Origin of the sequence: Streptomyces sp. NPDC049627 (assembly GCF_044465645.1) — a bacterium.
In the GTDB taxonomy this organism is placed as follows: Bacteria; Actinomycetota; Actinomycetes; order Streptomycetales; family Streptomycetaceae; genus Streptomyces.
Window position 1 is genome coordinate 291475 of record NZ_JBITLW010000010.1, and the last position, 15087, is coordinate 306561.

Annotated in this window: 11 protein-coding genes; 2 read left to right on the forward strand and 9 right to left on the reverse strand. The window is 71.1% G+C overall.

From position 1 onward, the window contains the following. Positions 1–121 precede the first annotated feature (121 nt). The 5 genes from ilvC to ACIBU0_RS27735 all read right to left on the reverse strand — a co-directional run bounded on the left by ilvC (position 122) and on the right by ACIBU0_RS27735 (position 8305). Positions 122–1120, reverse strand: coding sequence for a ketol-acid reductoisomerase (ilvC, locus tag ACIBU0_RS27715; protein ID WP_398823472.1), 999 nt, complete (start codon positions 1118–1120; stop codon positions 122–124). Between the two features lie 129 nt (positions 1121–1249). Beyond that, on the reverse strand, positions 1250–1774 hold the full coding sequence (ilvN, locus tag ACIBU0_RS27720; RefSeq protein WP_003997672.1) for an acetolactate synthase small subunit: 525 nt from the start codon (positions 1772–1774) through the stop codon (positions 1250–1252). 22 nt (positions 1775–1796) lie between these two features. After that, positions 1797–3650 (reverse strand): acetolactate synthase large subunit, encoded by a 1854-nt coding sequence (locus ACIBU0_RS27725; RefSeq protein WP_398823476.1) that lies wholly within the window; start codon positions 3648–3650, stop codon positions 1797–1799. Between the two features lie 238 nt (positions 3651–3888). Beyond that, positions 3889–6903 (reverse strand): putative bifunctional diguanylate cyclase/phosphodiesterase, encoded by a 3015-nt coding sequence (locus ACIBU0_RS27730; protein ID WP_398823479.1) that lies wholly within the window; start codon positions 6901–6903, stop codon positions 3889–3891. Between the two features lie 451 nt (positions 6904–7354). Next, the gene (locus ACIBU0_RS27735) at positions 7355–8305 is read right to left on the reverse strand and encodes a 2-hydroxyacid dehydrogenase (protein ID WP_398823482.1); all 951 of its coding nucleotides are present in this window, start codon (positions 8303–8305) and stop codon (positions 7355–7357) included. 75 nt (positions 8306–8380) lie between these two features. On the opposite strand from ACIBU0_RS27735, the gene ACIBU0_RS27740 reads away from it, so the two are divergent. Both ACIBU0_RS27740 and ACIBU0_RS27745 read left to right on the forward strand, forming a co-directional pair. Further along, positions 8381–9379: an aldo/keto reductase gene (locus ACIBU0_RS27740; RefSeq protein WP_398823485.1), complete on the forward strand. Its 999-nt coding sequence runs from the start codon at positions 8381–8383 to the stop codon at positions 9377–9379. Between the two features lie 70 nt (positions 9380–9449). Next, on the forward strand, positions 9450–10652 hold the full coding sequence (locus tag ACIBU0_RS27745; protein WP_398823488.1) for a PQQ-dependent sugar dehydrogenase: 1203 nt from the start codon (positions 9450–9452) through the stop codon (positions 10650–10652). An 11-nt stretch (positions 10653–10663) separates the two neighbouring features. Here the strand turns inward: ACIBU0_RS27745 and ACIBU0_RS27750 are convergent, their stop codons facing one another. The 4 genes from ACIBU0_RS27750 to ACIBU0_RS27765 form a co-directional block, all read right to left on the reverse strand. Next, a complete protein-coding gene (locus ACIBU0_RS27750) occupies positions 10664–10867 on the reverse strand; it encodes a DUF6191 domain-containing protein (protein WP_398823491.1) in 204 nt (67 codons plus the stop codon). Positions 10868–10905: 38 nt separating this feature from the next. Beyond that, positions 10906–13950, reverse strand: coding sequence for an AAA family ATPase (locus ACIBU0_RS27755; RefSeq protein ID WP_398823494.1), 3045 nt, complete (start codon positions 13948–13950; stop codon positions 10906–10908). 152 nt (positions 13951–14102) lie between these two features. Continuing rightward, positions 14103–14288: a hypothetical protein gene (locus ACIBU0_RS27760; RefSeq protein ID WP_398823497.1), complete on the reverse strand. Its 186-nt coding sequence runs from the start codon at positions 14286–14288 to the stop codon at positions 14103–14105. 208 nt (positions 14289–14496) lie between these two features. After that, positions 14497–15075 carry a hypothetical protein gene (locus ACIBU0_RS27765; protein WP_398823500.1) on the reverse strand — a complete coding sequence of 193 codons (579 nt, stop codon included), beginning with the start codon at positions 15073–15075 and terminating at the stop codon, positions 14497–14499. Positions 15076–15087: the final 12 nt, after the last annotated feature.

Genomic DNA, 15087 nt, shown 5'->3' on the forward strand with positions numbered 1-15087 from the left:
TTTTGTATGGGGCCTTTTATGCGGGGCCTTCTACGGGGATATATGGGGTCTTCTACGGGGGTCCGTGGGCAAAGCCCCGTGGCGGTACCCCCTGCCGAGGGTACCGCCACGGACGTGAGGCTTACGCCTCCTCGTTCACCCAGCTCATGAGCTTGCGCAGCTCCTTGCCGGTGGTCTCCAGCAGGTGCTCGGAGTCGGCGTTCTTGTACTCGTTGTACTTCTTCAGACCGCCGTGGTACTCGTCCATCCAGGCCTGCGCGAAGGTGCCGTCCTGGATCTCGGCGAGGACCTTCTTCATCTCGGCCTTGGTGGCGTCGGTGATGATCCGCGGGCCGGTGACGTAGTCGCCCCACTCGGCGGTCTCGGAGATCGACCAGCGCATCTTCTCCAGGCCGCCCTCGTACATGAGGTCCACGATCAGCTTCAGCTCGTGCAGGCACTCGAAGTACGCGATCTCCGGCTGGTAGCCGGCCTCGGTCAGCGTCTCGAAACCGGCCTTCACCAGGGCGGCGGTGCCACCGCAGAGGACGGCCTGCTCACCGAACAGGTCGGTCTCGGTCTCCTCGGTGAAGGTCGTCTTGATGACGCCGGCACGCGTGCCGCCGATGCCCTTGGCGTACGACAGGGCGAGCGCGAAGGCGCCTCCGGAGGCGTCCTGCTCGACGGCCGCGATGCAGGGAACGCCGCGGCCCTCCTCGTACTGACGGCGCACCAGGTGGCCCGGGCCCTTCGGGGCGACCATGCAGACGTCCACGCCGGCCGGGGGCTTGATGAAGCCGAAGCGGATGTTGAAGCCGTGGCCGAAGAACAGGGCGTCGCCGTCGTTCAGGTTCGGGGCGATGTGCTCCTCGTAGACCTGGGCCTGGATCGGGTCCGGCACCAGGATCATGATGACGTCGGCCTCGGCGGCGGCCTCCGACGGGGTCACCACGCGCAGGCCCTGCTCCTCGGCCTTGGCCTTGGACTTGGAGCCCTCGTGCAGACCGACACGCACGTCGACACCCGAGTCACGGAGCGACAGCGCGTGGGCGTGGCCCTGGCTGCCGTAACCGATGACCGCGACCTTGCGGCCCTGGATGATGGACAGGTCGGCGTCGGCGTCGTAGAACAGCTCGGCCACTTTGGGTTCTCTCCTTGAGTGCAGGTGTTGCGTCCCACCGTATGACGGCGGGGGGAAGGGAAGTTTCGGGGTCTCGCTATACGGGCGGAATCCGGACGGCCGGTGTCACCCGACCGTCCGAACGCGTGCTCATGCCGAGCGGTCGAGGGCGCGCAGCGACCGGTCCGTGATCGAGCGGGCGCCGCGGCCGATCGCGATCGTGCCGGACTGGACCAGCTCCTTGATGCCGAACGGCTCCAGCATCTTCAGCATGGCCTCCAGCTTGTCGCTGGAGCCGGTGGCCTCGATGGTGACGGCCTCCGGGGAGACGTCGACGGTCTTGGCGCGGAACAGCTGGACGATCTCCACGATCTGGGAGCGGGTCTCGTTGTCGGCCCGCACCTTCACCAGAACGAGTTCGCGCTGAACGGCCGAACCGGGCTCCAGCTCGACGATCTTCAGCACGTTGACGAGCTTGTTGAGCTGCTTGGTCACCTGCTCAAGGGGCAGGTCCTCGACGTTCACCACGATGGTGATGCGGGAGATGTCGGGGTGCTCGGTGACGCCGACCGCGAGCGAGTCGATGTTGAAGCCGCGGCGGGAGAACAGGGCGGCGATCCGGGCGAGGATGCCCGGCGTGTTCTCCACCAGGACGGAGAGCGTGTGCTTGGACATGGTCTTTTTACGTCTCTCTCGCTCAGTCGTCTTCGTTGTCGCCGAAGTCGGGGCGGACGTCCCGGGCGGCCATGATCTCGTCGTTGGAGGTGCCGGCGGCGACCATCGGCCACACCATCGCGTCCTCGTGGACGATGAAGTCGATGACGACCGGGCGGTCGTTGATGGAGTTCGCCTCTTCGATGACCTTGTCGAGGTCGGCCGGGTCCTCGCAGCGGATCGCGTAGCAGCCCATGGCCTCCGACAGCTTCACGAAGTCGGGGACGCGGGTGCCGGCGCTGGGCTGCTTGCCGTCGGCCTCGGGGCCGGAGTGCAGCACGGTGTTGGAGTAGCGCTGGTTGTAGAAGAGGGTCTGCCACTGGCGGACCATCCCGAGGGCGCCGTTGTTGATGATGGCGACCTTGATCGGGATGTTGTTCAGGGCGCAGGTGGTGAGTTCCTGGTTGGTCATCTGGAAGCAGCCGTCGCCGTCGATCGCCCAGACGGTCTGCTGCGGGGCTCCGGCCTTGGCGCCCATCGCGGCCGGGACCGCGTAGCCCATGGTTCCGGCGCCGCCGGAGTTCAGCCAGGTGGCGGGCTTGTCGTACTGGATGAAGTGCGCGGCCCACATCTGGTGCTGGCCGACGCCCGCCGCGAAGATCGTGCCCTCCGGGGCGAGTTGGCCGATGCGCTCGATGACCTGCTGCGGGGACAGCGAGCCGTCCTCGGGCTGGTCGTAGCCGAGCGGGTAGGTCTCGCGCCAGCGGTTGAGGTCGTTCCACCAGGCGGCGTAGTCACCCTGGTGACCCTCGGCGTGCTCCTTCTGGACGGCCTGGACCAGGTCGGCGATGACCTCGCGGGCGTCCCCGACGATCGGCACGTCGGCGGCGCGGTTCTTGCCGATCTCGGCCGGGTCGATGTCGGCGTGGACGATCTTGGCGTACGGGGCGAAGCTGTCCAGCTTGCCGGTGACGCGGTCGTCGAAGCGGGCTCCGAGGGCGACGATCAGGTCGGCCTTCTGCAGCGCGGTGACGGCGGTGACCGCACCGTGCATGCCCGGCATTCCCACGTGCAGCGGGTGGCTGTCGGGGAATGCGCCGAGCGCCATCAGGGTGGTGGTGACGGGCGCTCCGGTGAGTTCCGCGAGGACCTTCAGCTCGGCGGTGGCGCCGGCCTTGATGACGCCGCCACCGACGTAGAGGACGGGGCGCTTCGCGGCGGTGATCAGCTTGGCGGCCTCGCGGATCTGCTTGGCGTGCGGCTTGGTGACGGGCCGGTAGCCGGGCAGGTCCATGGTGGGCGGCCAGGAGAAGGTGGTCTGCGCCTGGAGGGCGTCCTTGGCGATGTCGACCAGGACGGGGCCGGGGCGGCCGGTGGAGGCGATGTGGAACGCCTGCGCGATCACCCGCGGGATGTCCTCGGCCTTGGTGACCAGGAAGTTGTGCTTGGTGACCGGCATCGTGATGCCGACGATGTCCGCCTCCTGGAAGGCGTCCGTGCCGATCGCCTTGGAGGCCACCTGCCCGGTGATCGCCACGAGCGGCACCGAGTCCATGTGTGCGTCGGCGATCGGCGTCACCAGGTTGGTGGCGCCCGGGCCCGAGGTCGCCATGCAGACGCCGACCTTGCCGGTGGCCTGCGCATAGCCGGTGGCCGCGTGGCCGGCGCCCTGCTCATGGCGGACCAGGACGTGGCGCACCCTGGTGGAGTCCATCAGCGGGTCGTACGCCGGAAGGATCGCACCACCGGGAATGCCGAATACCGTGTCGGCGCCGACCTCCTCGAGCGAACGGATGAGGGACTGCGCACCCGTGACGTGCTCGGGGGCGGACTGGTGTCCTCCGGATCGGGGCCGCGGCTGCGGGTGAGCCCCGGTGGCCTGCTCGGTCATCGGCATTCTCTTCTCGATGCTGAGGGTTTTTTGCGAGGTTTGAGCGGAGTTTCGGTGCTGCACGACTGGTGCCTGTGCAACAAAAAACCCCTCGTGCCAAAAGGCAAGCGAGGGGAGCGCGCCGGGTGTGGTCGCTGGGAGTTCCGGGTCCGTCCGGACGTCACCAGCTTCAGCCGACGCGCTTTCCAAGTACGAGAATTCGGGTGCGCATGGCACTGACCCTCTCCCCGGCACACACTCACTGTCAAGTGGGTGGGACGGGAGTCTCATTATGTGAGCGAAGGGCACTGCCGCCTCCGAGAACAGCGGCCACACCACTGGTGTACACCCCCGAGCCGCCACCCGCGAACGCGGGCTCCACCGGTCCGTGCGGCACCGGATAGTGGCCGGAATTGAGCGCCCGGCGCAGCCGGTACTCGTCCAGCGGACCGGAGAACGCCATGCCCTGCCCGTGGGTGCACCCCATCGCGCGCAGGGCGACGACCTGCTCGGGCAGGTCCACCCCGTCGGCCACGGACTGCAGGCCGAGGTCGCCGGCGATCCGCAGCAGCCCGCTGGTGATCTTGTGCAGGCGGGCGGACTCGACGACTCCCTCGACCAGGCTGCGATCGAGTTTGAGTACGTCGACGGGAAGCCGGCGCAGGGCGGTGATCGCCGCGTATCCGCTGCCGAAGCCGTCCAGGGCGACCCGGACACCGCATCTGCGCAGGCCGCTGAGGCGGCGCTCCAGTTCGTCCAGCGAGACACGGGGGTCGAGGTCGGACAGCTCGATGATCAGCGAGCCGGACGGGAGCCCGTGCCGGGTCAGCAGCGCCTCGATCGAGCCGAGGGGCATCGAACGATCCAGCAGCCTGCGCGCGCCCATCCGCACGGCGACGGGCACGGCGAGCCCGGTCGCGGTGCGCTCGGCGGCCTGCTCGACGGCCTCCTCCAGCATCCAGCGGCACAGCTCGGCGGTCTTGTCGCTGTCCTCGGACACCCGCAGGAACTCGGCCGGCGTGAACAGCACCCCTTGCGAGGACCGCCAGCGCGCCTGGGTGGCGACCGACGTGATCCGGCCGTCCGCCAGGCACACCACCGGCTGGTGCAGCAGCGCGAACTCGCCGTCGTTCAGCGCGGCACGCAGGCGCGTGGCGAGCTCCGCCTTGCGGACGACGTCCTGCTGCATCTGCGGCTTGTACAGCTCGACGCGGCCCTTGCCGCCGGCCTTGGCGCGGTACATGGCCAGGTCGGCGTTGCGCAGCAGCTCCCCCGCGCCGAGGCCGGGCTCGGCGAAGGCGACGCCGATGGAGGCGTTGACACGGACATCGTTGCCGTCGATGACGTACGGCTGGGACAGCGTCACCCTGAGGCGGTCGGCGAGCTCCAGGATGTGCCGTTCACGGGCGGTGCGGTCGCGGGTGTTGTCCCCGGCGATCAGGGCCGCGAACTCGTCGCCGCCCAGCCGGGAGGCGGTGTCCCCGTGCCGGACCGCCTCGTGGAGTCTGCGGGCGGCCTGGACGAGCAGCTCGTCGCCGGCCTGGTGTCCGATCGTGTCGTTGACGCCCTTGAAGCCGTCGAGGTCGATGAAGAGGACGGCCGTGTTGCGCAGGGCGAGGCCCCGGTCGGTGGCGCGGCGACCGGACAGGGCCTGCTGGACGCGCTTGGTGAACAGCGCGCGGTTGGGCAGGTCGGTGAGCGGGTCGTGCTCGGCGTTGTGCTGGAGCTGCGCCTGCAGGCGCACTCTTTCGGTCACGTCCCGACTGTTGAAGATGAGGCCGCCGTGGTGCCGGTTGACGGTCGACTCCACATTGAGCCAGCCGTCCTCCCCCGACCGGAAGCGGCACTCGATGCGCGTAGTGGGTTCCTCAAGTGGGCTGGCGGCGAGGAAGCGGCGCACTTCGTGCACCACGCAGCCCAGGTCCTCCGGGTGGATGAGATTGGCCAGTTCCGTACCCACCAGCTCCTCGGCGGGGCGGCCGTAGACGCCGGCGGCGGCCGGGGAGACGTACCGGAGGATGCCGTTGGGCGCGGCGATCATGATGACGTCGCTGGAGCCCTGCACCAGGGAGCGGAAGTGGTTCTCCTTCTGCGCCAGTTCCTGGGTGAGGGTGATGTTGTCCAGCAGCATGATGCCCTGGCGCACGACGAGGGCGAGGACGACCGTGCCGCCGGTGATGAGCACCACGCGGTCGACGCTGCGGCCGTTGAGGACGTTGTAGAGGATCCCCAGCGTGCAGACGGCGGCGGCCAGATACGGGGTGAGCGCGGCCAGGGAGCCGGCGATCGGCCGCGTGGCCGGGTACCGGGTGAGATCACCTCCCTGCGCGGGCGGGTGGTGGTGGCTCGGGGAGCGCTGTCCGGGCACGTGCTCGTGCACCACGCGCGTGTGGCCCGCTCCTTCGCACCGGTCGGCGTCCGCGCGCCCGCGCCGGGGCGCGGCCCACGGGGCGTACGCCAGGAGCAGCGAACCGGCGAACCAGCCCGCGTCGAGCAGTTGGCCCGAGCGGTAGCTGTTGTGCAGCAGCGGCGAGGTGAACAGGGCGTCGCACATCACGGTCAGGGCGAGCGCGCCGATCGCGGTGTTGACCGCCGTGCGGTTGGCCGAGGAGCGGCGGAAGTGCAACGCGAGCACCATGCTGACCAGGGCGATGTCGAGCAGCGGGTAGGCGAGCGAGAGCGCGGTGTGCGCCACGCTCGCCCCTGCCCCGGAGTCGATCTTGGCGGCCTGGGCGAGGGCGAGGCTCCACGCGAGGGTCAGCAGCGAGCCGCCGATCAGCCAGGCGTCCAGCCCGAGGCAGACCCAGCCGGCCTTCGTCACCGGGCGCTTGGCGAGCACCAGGAGTCCCACGATGGCGGGGGGCGCGAAGCACAGGAAGAACCCGTCGGCGTAGGAGGGGCTGGGCACGGGCCGCTCCAGGACGACCTCGTACCACCCCCAGACCAGGTTGCCGAGGGCCGCCATCGCCGAGGAGAGGGCGAACAGCAGCCAGGCGGGTCGAAAGCGGATACGGCGGCTACGGGCGTAGCGGAAGCACGACACGGCGGCGGCGCCGGCGGCGGCGGCCAGCCCGAAGTCGCCCATGATCAGGGCGAGTCGGTCCGAACCCCAGCCGAGCGCGGAACCGACGGCGTATCCCGCGCACACCAGGGCCAGAGCGAGCTGCGGAACCAGTCCCGAGCCGCCCGGGGACGAAAGGCGGGGCAGCATCGCCGCCGGCGACGGCTGGGGCCTCAGCGCCGAGTCGAGGGTGGTCGTGGGGGGCGGCGGCGAGCTCACCGGAGCCTCCCGGTCCGCGCCGCTCCCGGATCCCGAGGGTCCCGGTGCGCCGGCTGGGCATGCCGCCTGCGGCTGCTGTGCCTGCGGTGGTGAGGGGTGTGGCGGCAGTTGTGAGTGTCGTGGTGGCCGCGTCTGCGCGCGGCCGTACGCCAGGGTCGCCGGCGGCGGCCCCGCCGCGTCGGATCGCTCGTCCATAGGCCGTGCATCGCCCGTCGCCCCCCTCACACATCTGAAATGTCCATCCCCGGCGCCGACAGTGCGCGGCGCAACCCCTGTCCGGACGATACACCAGTCTCGTCACTCAGGGACATAGCGCCTCTACGCTCCGTGACGACCAGCGCATATGCGAGTACGGACCGCTTCCGTGAGGTTGCGGAGGGTACTCGAAGCGCGTGAATGGATGGTTGCGGTTGCCGGGCGCGGCACGCGTGCGACGTTCAGCCGGTGAACGTCACGCGCGCGTCACGCCCGTCGTAAGGATCACGTTGCGCAGGGGCTCCCGGTTCACATAACGACGCAACTGGTCCACCAGCAGCCGCTTGGCGCGCGGCAGGAACGCGGACGTCGGTCCGCCCGCATGCGGGCTGATCAGCACGCCCGGCGCACGCCACAGAGGGTGCTCCCGAGGCAGTGGTTCGGGGTCGGTGACGTCCAGGGCGGCGGTGATGCGCCCGGTCTCCAGCTCGGCGAGCAGCGCCTTGGTGTCGACGACGGCTCCGCGGGCGACGTTGACCAGCAGCGCCCCGTCCTTCATCCGGGCGAGGAAGCCGGCGCCCGCCAGGTGGCGGGTGGCGTCCGTCAGGGGCGTGGAGAGGATGACGACGTCCGCTTCCGGGAGCAGGGCGGGCAGTTCGGTGAGCGGATGCACTGGTCCGCGCGCCGTGGTGCGCTCAGAGCGCGCGACGCGCGCCACCCGCGCGAGTTCAAAGGGTGCGAGCCGGTCCTCGATCGCGGCTCCGATCGAGCCGTATCCCACGATGAGGACGTTCTTGTCGGCGAGCGCGGGCCGGAATCCGCCGAGCCACTCCCCCTTGTCCTGCGCCCGCACGAAGTCGGGGATGCCGCGCAGCGAGGCGAGGATCAGCGTGAGGGTGAGCTCGGCGGTGCTCGCCTCGTGCACCCCGCGCGCGTTGCACAGCCGCACGCCCGGGCGCAGGTGCTTCAGGCCCGCCTCCACGTGGTCGGTGCCGGCGGACAGCGTCTGCACGACCTCCACGGAGGTCATCCGCGGCAGGGGACGCTGCCCGAGTTCGGGCGCCTTCATGTAGGGGACGACGTAGAAGACGCAGTCGGCCGGGTCGGCGGGGAAGTCCTCGGCGCCGTTCCAGAAGCGGTACTCGGGGCCCTCCGGGAGTCCTTCGATCTCGTCCGGCGGGAGGGGGAGCCATACGTCACCAGTCATGTCAGGAGGCTATGTCAGGCGAACAGGAGTTCAGAGGTTAGGTTGGGGTGCCGAAAGAGGGAGGGTTACGGCCAGGTGGAGCGCAGGACGATCGGCGCGGCGGCGCTCGCGGTGGGAGCCGTCGGGCTCGGGTGCATGCCGATGAGCTGGGCGTACAGCTCGTCGCGGCAGCGGGGCGAGGAGTCGGTCAGGGCGGTGCACCGGGCGCTCGATCTGGGCTCGACGCTGCTGGACACGGCCGACATGTACGGTCCGTTCACCAACGAGCTGCTGGTGGGGCGGGTGTTGAAGGAGCGCCGCCAGGACGCGTTCGTCTCCACGAAGGTCGGTCTGCTGGTCGGCGAACAGCACATCGTGGCCAACGGCCGCCCCGGCTATGTGAAGCGGGCCTGCGACGCCTCCCTGCGCCGCCTGCAGACGGACGTCATCGACCTCTATCAACTGCACCGCGCGGATCCCGAAGTTCCGGTCGAGGAGACGTGGGGTGCGATGGCGGAGCTCGTACAGGCCGGAAAGGTACGGGCGTTGGGGCTGTGCGCGGTGGGCGCGCGGGGTGGCCGCCGCTCCGGAACCCGGCTGCACGACGCGACGATCCGTCAGCTGCGGCGGGTGCAGCAGGTCTTCCCGGTGAGCGCCGTGCAGGCGGAGCTCTCGGTGTGGTCGCCGGAGGCGCTGGAGGCGCTGCTGCCGTGGTGCGAGGCGCGCGGCGTGGGCTTCCTGGCGGCCATGCCGCTGGGCAACGGCTTCCTCACCGGCACGCTGACCCCCGGCGAGGGCTTCGAACCGGACGACGTCCGCGCCCGGCACCCCCGCTTCACCGCGGAGATGATGGCGGCGAACCAGCCGATCGTGGCCGGCCTGCGCCGAATAGCGGCCCGCCACGGTGCCGGGGTCACGCCCGCTCAGGTGGCGCTGGCGTGGGTGCTGGCGCAGGGACGGCATGTCGTCGCGGTGCCCGGCACCAAGCAGGAGCGCTGGGTGACGGAGAACGCGGGGGCCCAAGGGGTGCGGCTGACTCAGGAGGACCTGGCGGAGGTGGCGGAGCTGCCGGGGGCACAGGGGTCCTGGGACTGACGTCCGCCGAAGGCCGGGCGGCACTGATTCGAGGTTCATGGATCGGGAACCTCTGAGACGCGAGCGGTGTATGAAGAGTAGAACCGGCCGCGTCGAAGGGACCGTGATCGTGCATCCTCGAGCTGTGACGGCCGTATGGGCCGCGGCCGCGCTTCTGCTGACGGCCGGCTGCTCCTCCGACGACGGGGGATCACCGGGCGAGGGCAAGAGCGCGGCGTCGAGCACCGCTACGGCCGGGGGGTCGTCGCCCACCGGTGACGCGGCCGGGACGCCGCCCGCGAAGGGCACGGCCAAGGTCGTGCGCACGGTCGCCGAGGGGCTGAACACCCCCTGGGGCCTGGCCCCGCTCCCCGACGGCGACCTGCTCGTCTCCTCCCGCGACGAGGCCACGATCACGCGGGTCGACGCGGAGACGGGCAAGAAGACCGAGCTGGGCGAGGTACCAGGGGTCGACCCGGCGGGCGAGGGCGGCCTCATGGGCCTGGCCCTGTCGCCGGACTACGCCTCGGACCACATGGTCTACGCGTACTTCACCTCCGCCTCGGACAACCGCATCGTCCGCATGCTGTACGACGAGCAGAGGCCGTCCGGCGATCAACTGGGCGCACCCGACACGATCTTCAAGGGCATCCCCAAGGGCTTCATCCACAACGGCGGCAGAATCGCCTTCGGCCCGGACAGGATGCTGTACGCGGGCACGGGCGAGAGCGGCAACACGGGCCTGTCCCAGGACAAGGAGTCCACGGGCGGCAAGATCCTGCGCATGACCCCGGAAGGCGAACCGGCTCCCGGCAACCCCTTCCCCGACTCGCCCGTGTACACCTACGGCCACCGCAACGTGCAGGGCCTGGCCTGGGACTCCGAACAGCGCCTGTTCGCCGCGGAGTTCGGCCAGGACACCTGGGACGAGCTGAACGCGATCAAGCCGGGCGACAACTACGGCTGGCCGGAGGCCGAGGGCAAGTCCGACAAGGCCGAGTATCACAACCCCCTGGCCCAGTGGGCCACCGACGACGCCTCCCCCAGCGGCATCGCGCACGCCGAGGGTTCCATCTGGATGGCCGGGCTGAAGGGGCAGCGCCTGTGGCGCATCCCGCTGAAGGGGACCGAGGCCTCGGCGGACCCGCAGGCGTTTCTGGAGGGCGAGTACGGCCGCCTGCGCACGGTCGTCGCGGCGGGCGGCGACAAGCTGTGGCTGACGACCAGCAACACGGACGGGCGGGGCAGCCCCAAGGACGGGGACGACCGGATCCTGGAGGTGCAGGTGAGCTGATCCGCCCCCTGTCACCTCTCCGCGTCGTCCTCGGCGTCGTCCCGCTCGGCCGACGGCTCGGGCGGCCGTACGACGACCTTCCCGGACGCGAGATCTATCGGACCGCGCCCGGGGTCGTTGTCGCCGACGTCCTCGCGGGTCAGCTCCAGGCGGTTCTGCTCGTCGCGGGTGTGCTTGCGGCCCGGGGCGAAGAGTTCCTCGAACGCGTTGAACACGGATCCTCCCTGGACCGACGTCCTTTACAGCGTAAGCCTCAGCTGCGCGTCCCGGACGTGAGCGTTTCGGCCGGAAACAACCCCATCCGATGCGCCACCGCGGCCGCCTCGCCCCGTCCCGAGACACCGAGTTTGCCCAGGATGTTCGAGACATGGACGCTGGCCGTCTTCGGGGAGATGAACAGCTCCTCGGCTATCTGGCGGTTGGTGCGGCCGGCGGAGACCAGGCGCAGGACGTCCCGCTCCCGGGTGGTGAGGCCGAGGGCGTCGGACGGGTCGGGCGGGGGCGGGGCTGCCGTGAGGGCGAGGCGGGCTCGCTGGGCCAGCTGGGCCGTGGCGTCGGCGAGGGGGCGGGCACCCAGATGGGTGGCGGTGGCCCGGGCCAGCCGGAGCAGTTCCGCGGCGCGGGCGCGCTCGTCGTCGCCGCCGATCTCGAGCAGGGCCTCGGCCAGGCGGTGGCGGACCCGGGCGAGGTCGTAGGGGCGCTCCAGGGCCTCGAAGGCGGTGACCACGTCCGACCAGGTATCGGGGGTGGCCCGGCTGTCGGCGCGGTCGAGTTCGGCTCGGGTCCACTTCTCGTATGCCAGCCACAGGGGCACGCCGGTGGTGAGCTTGCGGACGGTTTCGGAGAGCCGTTCCAGGAAGGCGGCACGGCCCTCCTGCGCGGCGGGCAGCGCGCGGGCGTCGGACTCGGCGACGGCGGCGGCCCGCAGCAGCGGCCAGGCGTAGCGATGGGTGCCCGGCGGGAAGCCGGCGCTCAGGGCCCGGTCGGTCTCCGTGCGGGCGTCGAGGAGGCGGCCCTCTGCGGCGGCTATGCCGATGGCGAGGCAGGACATCGGCAGGTTGTTCTGCGGCATGGGGTCGTGACTGCCGTAGGAGGCGCGGGCGGCGGCGAGATGGCGGGCGGCCTGAGCGACCTCGCCGCGGGCGAGCGCGAGGTGGCCGAGCCAGTTGGAGCCTCCCCCGCGTGGCTTGGCGGACTGTCCCGTGCCCCGCGCGTTGACCGCGGCCTCGGCGGCCTCGTCCCAGCGGCCCAGGGAGATCAGTGACTCGGCGAGGTTCGTCCAGACCCAGGCCTCGGAGTCGCGCAGGCCCATCGTCTGCGTCAGCCGCAGACCCTCCCGCAGGATGCCGGCGGATTCCTCGGACCGGCCGATGCCTTCCAGGACGGACGGCAGGTTCACATGGCTGCGCCCGACCACGGCGGTGAGGCCGCGCGCCAGCACCTCGTTCCTGACGTCGTACATCTGGGCCAGTCCGGCCTCGATCTGCCCGGCGTCGACCATGAGTCCGCCGAGCGTGAGGCGCGCGTTCAGTTCGATGTCCTCGGCGCCGACCATGCGCGCGTACTCGACGGCGCGCTCGGCGGCCGACATGGCCTCGGGTCCCGGGTTGCGCAGCATCGACCAGTTGGCCGCGATGGCCAGTACCTCGGCGTGCACCTCGGACGGTGGCAGACCGCGTACCAACTCCCGTGCCGTGCCGAGCTCTTTCCAGCCGTCGCCGCGGGCCTGCGCCTGGACCAGGCGGGAGCGCTGGACCCAGAACCAGGCGGCGCGGAGGGGATCCCCCTCCTCCTCCAGCAGGTGCAGGGCCCGCTTGGTGATCTTCAGGGCCCGTTCGCGCTCCCCGCACAGCCGGCCGGCGACGGCGGCTTCGGCCATCAGGTCGAGGTAGCGCAGGGGGGCGGTCTCGGGGTCGCAGCCGCAGGGCGGATAGACCTCGGTGTAGTCGACGGGGCGCAGTGTGGCCCGTACGTCCTCGGGGGTGGAGTCCCAGAGTTCCATCGCGCGTTCCAGCAGCCGCAGTTGCTCGGAGTGGGCGTGCCGGCGGCGGGCGGCGACCGAGGCGTCCAGGACGGCGGGCAGGGCCTTGGCCGGATCGTGGGCGTGGTACCAGTAGCTGGCCAGCCGCATGACGCGCACGTCGGCCGGGACGAGCGTCGGGTCCGCCTCCAGGGCTTCGGCGTAGCGGCGGTTGAGGCGGGAACGCTCGCCGGGCAGCAGGTCGTCGCCGACGGCCTCGCGGACCAGGGAGTGCCGGAAGCGGTAGCCGTCGCCGTCGGGCGCGGCGATGAGGATGTTGGCGTTCACGGCGGCCCGCAGCGCCTCGATGAGGTCGTCCTCGGCGAGCTGGGCGACGGCCGCGAGCAGCCGGTACTCGACGGTGGAGCCGCCCTCGGCGACGATCCGGGCGATCCGCTGGGCGCTCTCGGGCAGCCCCTCGACGCGGACCAGGAGCAGGTCGCGCAGGGAGTCGGTGAGGCCGGGGCGGCAGCCCTCGTGGGCGGCGCAGGCGAGTTCCTCGACGAAGAAGGCGTTGCCGTCGGAGCGTTCGAAGATCTCGTCGACCTGGGCCGGGTCGGGTTCCGTGGCGAGGATGCCGGCGATCTGACGGCCGACCTCGGCGCGGTTGAAGCGGCCGAGTTCGATACGGCGGACGGTGCGCACCCGGTCGAGTTCGGCGAGGAGCGGGCGCAGCGGGTGGCGGCGGTGGATGTCGTCGGAACGGTAGGTGGCCAGGACGACGAGGCGGCCGGTGCGCAGGGTGCGGAAGAGGTAGGCGAGGAGGTGGCGGGTGGAGGCGTCGGCCCAGTGCAGGTCCTCCAGGGCGACGACGACGGTGCGTGCGGCGGCGACGCGCTCCAGCAGGCGGGCCGTCAGCTCGAAGAGGCGGGCCATGCCCTCCTCGTCGGAACGGTCCGTCCCCCGGGCCGGAGACGTCTCGCCCAACTCGGGCAGCAACCGGGCCAGTTCCTCGTCCTGGCCGGCGGCCGCGGCGGCGAGCTCGTCCGGCAGTTCGCGGCGCAGGGCGCGCAGCGCGGTGGAGAAGGGGGCGAACGGCAGCCCGTCGGCGCCGATCTCGACGCAGCCGCCGAGCACCACCACGGCGTCCTCGCGGGCGGCGGCGGTGGCGAACTCCTCGACGAGGCGCGTCTTGCCGACGCCGGCCTCGCCGCCGATCACCAAGGCCTGCGGGTTGCCTGCGGCGGCTTGGGCGAGGGCGTCGTTCAGTGTCTCCAACTCGGCTGTGCGGCCGACGAACACGGGGCTTACGGACCTGCTCTCCACGGGGGCGAGCATCGCATGCGCCGCTGACAGTCCGGCACCGGTTTTCCGGGGGCTGCCGCCCCCGGACCCCCGCTTCGGCCCTGAAGGGGCCTCGTCCTCAAGCACCGGACGGGCTGGAATGCCCGGACCGGCGTCGAGAAGCTCCGCCCCCGCAGCCATCGCGTTCACGCGGTGCGTGGGTGTCGGTTCCTGCGGAGGCGGGACGTATGCGACTCCTTCTCCGCCGCACCCTTGGCGGAGCGTTCCGCGGACGCGCGGCGGGCGCGGAGTGCCTCGCGGACCATGCGCTCGTGTTCGGCGCGGCGGATCAGGTCGGCGGAGCGGAGGTGGTGGAACTCGTATTCATACATGGCAGATGCCTCGTTCTTCCTGGTGAGAGTCGGTTGACTCGGCTTCGCTCGCTGCGATGCCTCAACCTTCGTCTCCCAGGGGGGTCCGCCACATCGGGAGAGTTCCGCATCTTCGCCGGTGGGAGGGGCCTTAGACACGCATGAGGGGCCTCAGGCGCCGCCTAAGGTGCTTACGGCGGCTCTGAGACCCCTCGGGACCTGCGGTGATTCAGCTCGCTGACGGCAGGCCGAGCAGCGCGTCGGTGTACTTGAGCACGGCCAGCAGCAGGCCGATGACGCCGAGCGCGACGCCGCCCCAGGCGACCGACTTGATCCAAGGGGCCTGCGGCTTGCCGGGCGCCCCGAACGCGGGCCGGGCGAGCACCACGACGCCGACGATCAGCGCGGCCAGCGCGAACACGCCGGCCCACAGGGCGGAGGTCTGCCAGGCGTCGCCGTAGACCTCCTTGATCTGCTTGGCGACGCTCGCGCTCTGGGCGGTCTCCAGCTGGCCGACCAGGGTCTCGCGCGCGGCAGCGACCGTGCCGATCCAGCCACCGGTCAGGGAGACGAGGCCCAGCGCCGCGGAGACCACCGCCCCCGCGCCCTGGCCGACGCCGGTGGGGCCCTCTTCCGTGGCCTCAGCGGTCACCTCGTCCCCGGCCTCGGCCTCGTCGGTCTCCGTCACCTCGTCGGCGTCGGTGGAGCCGGTCGCGTCGGTCGTCTTGACGACGTCCACCTTCTCCTCGTCGGTCTTCGCCTCGGTGCCGGTGTCGGCGCCGGTCTCGTCCACTGTCTTCGTTCCCATGCCTCGCACCGT

What these genes read in the sequence shown, in the direction of transcription:
- ACIBU0_RS27765 (WP_398823500.1), bottom strand. Translation starts at nt 15,075, where the DNA reads ATGGGAACGAAGACAGTGGACGAGACCGGCGCCGACACCGGCACCGAG.
- ilvN (WP_003997672.1), bottom strand. Translation starts at nt 1,774, where the DNA reads ATGTCCAAGCACACGCTCTCCGTCCTGGTGGAGAACACGCCGGGCATC.
- ACIBU0_RS27725 (WP_398823476.1), bottom strand. Translation starts at nt 3,650, where the DNA reads ATGCCGATGACCGAGCAGGCCACCGGGGCTCACCCGCAGCCGCGGCCC.
- ACIBU0_RS27745 (WP_398823488.1), top strand. Translation starts at nt 9,450, where the DNA reads ATGAAGAGTAGAACCGGCCGCGTCGAAGGGACCGTGATCGTGCATCCT.
- ACIBU0_RS27755 (WP_398823494.1), bottom strand. Translation starts at nt 13,950, where the DNA reads ATGCTCGCCCCCGTGGAGAGCAGGTCCGTAAGCCCCGTGTTCGTCGGC.
- ACIBU0_RS27735 (WP_398823482.1), bottom strand. Translation starts at nt 8,305, where the DNA reads ATGACTGGTGACGTATGGCTCCCCCTCCCGCCGGACGAGATCGAAGGA.
- ACIBU0_RS27760 (WP_398823497.1), bottom strand. Translation starts at nt 14,288, where the DNA reads ATGTATGAATACGAGTTCCACCACCTCCGCTCCGCCGACCTGATCCGC.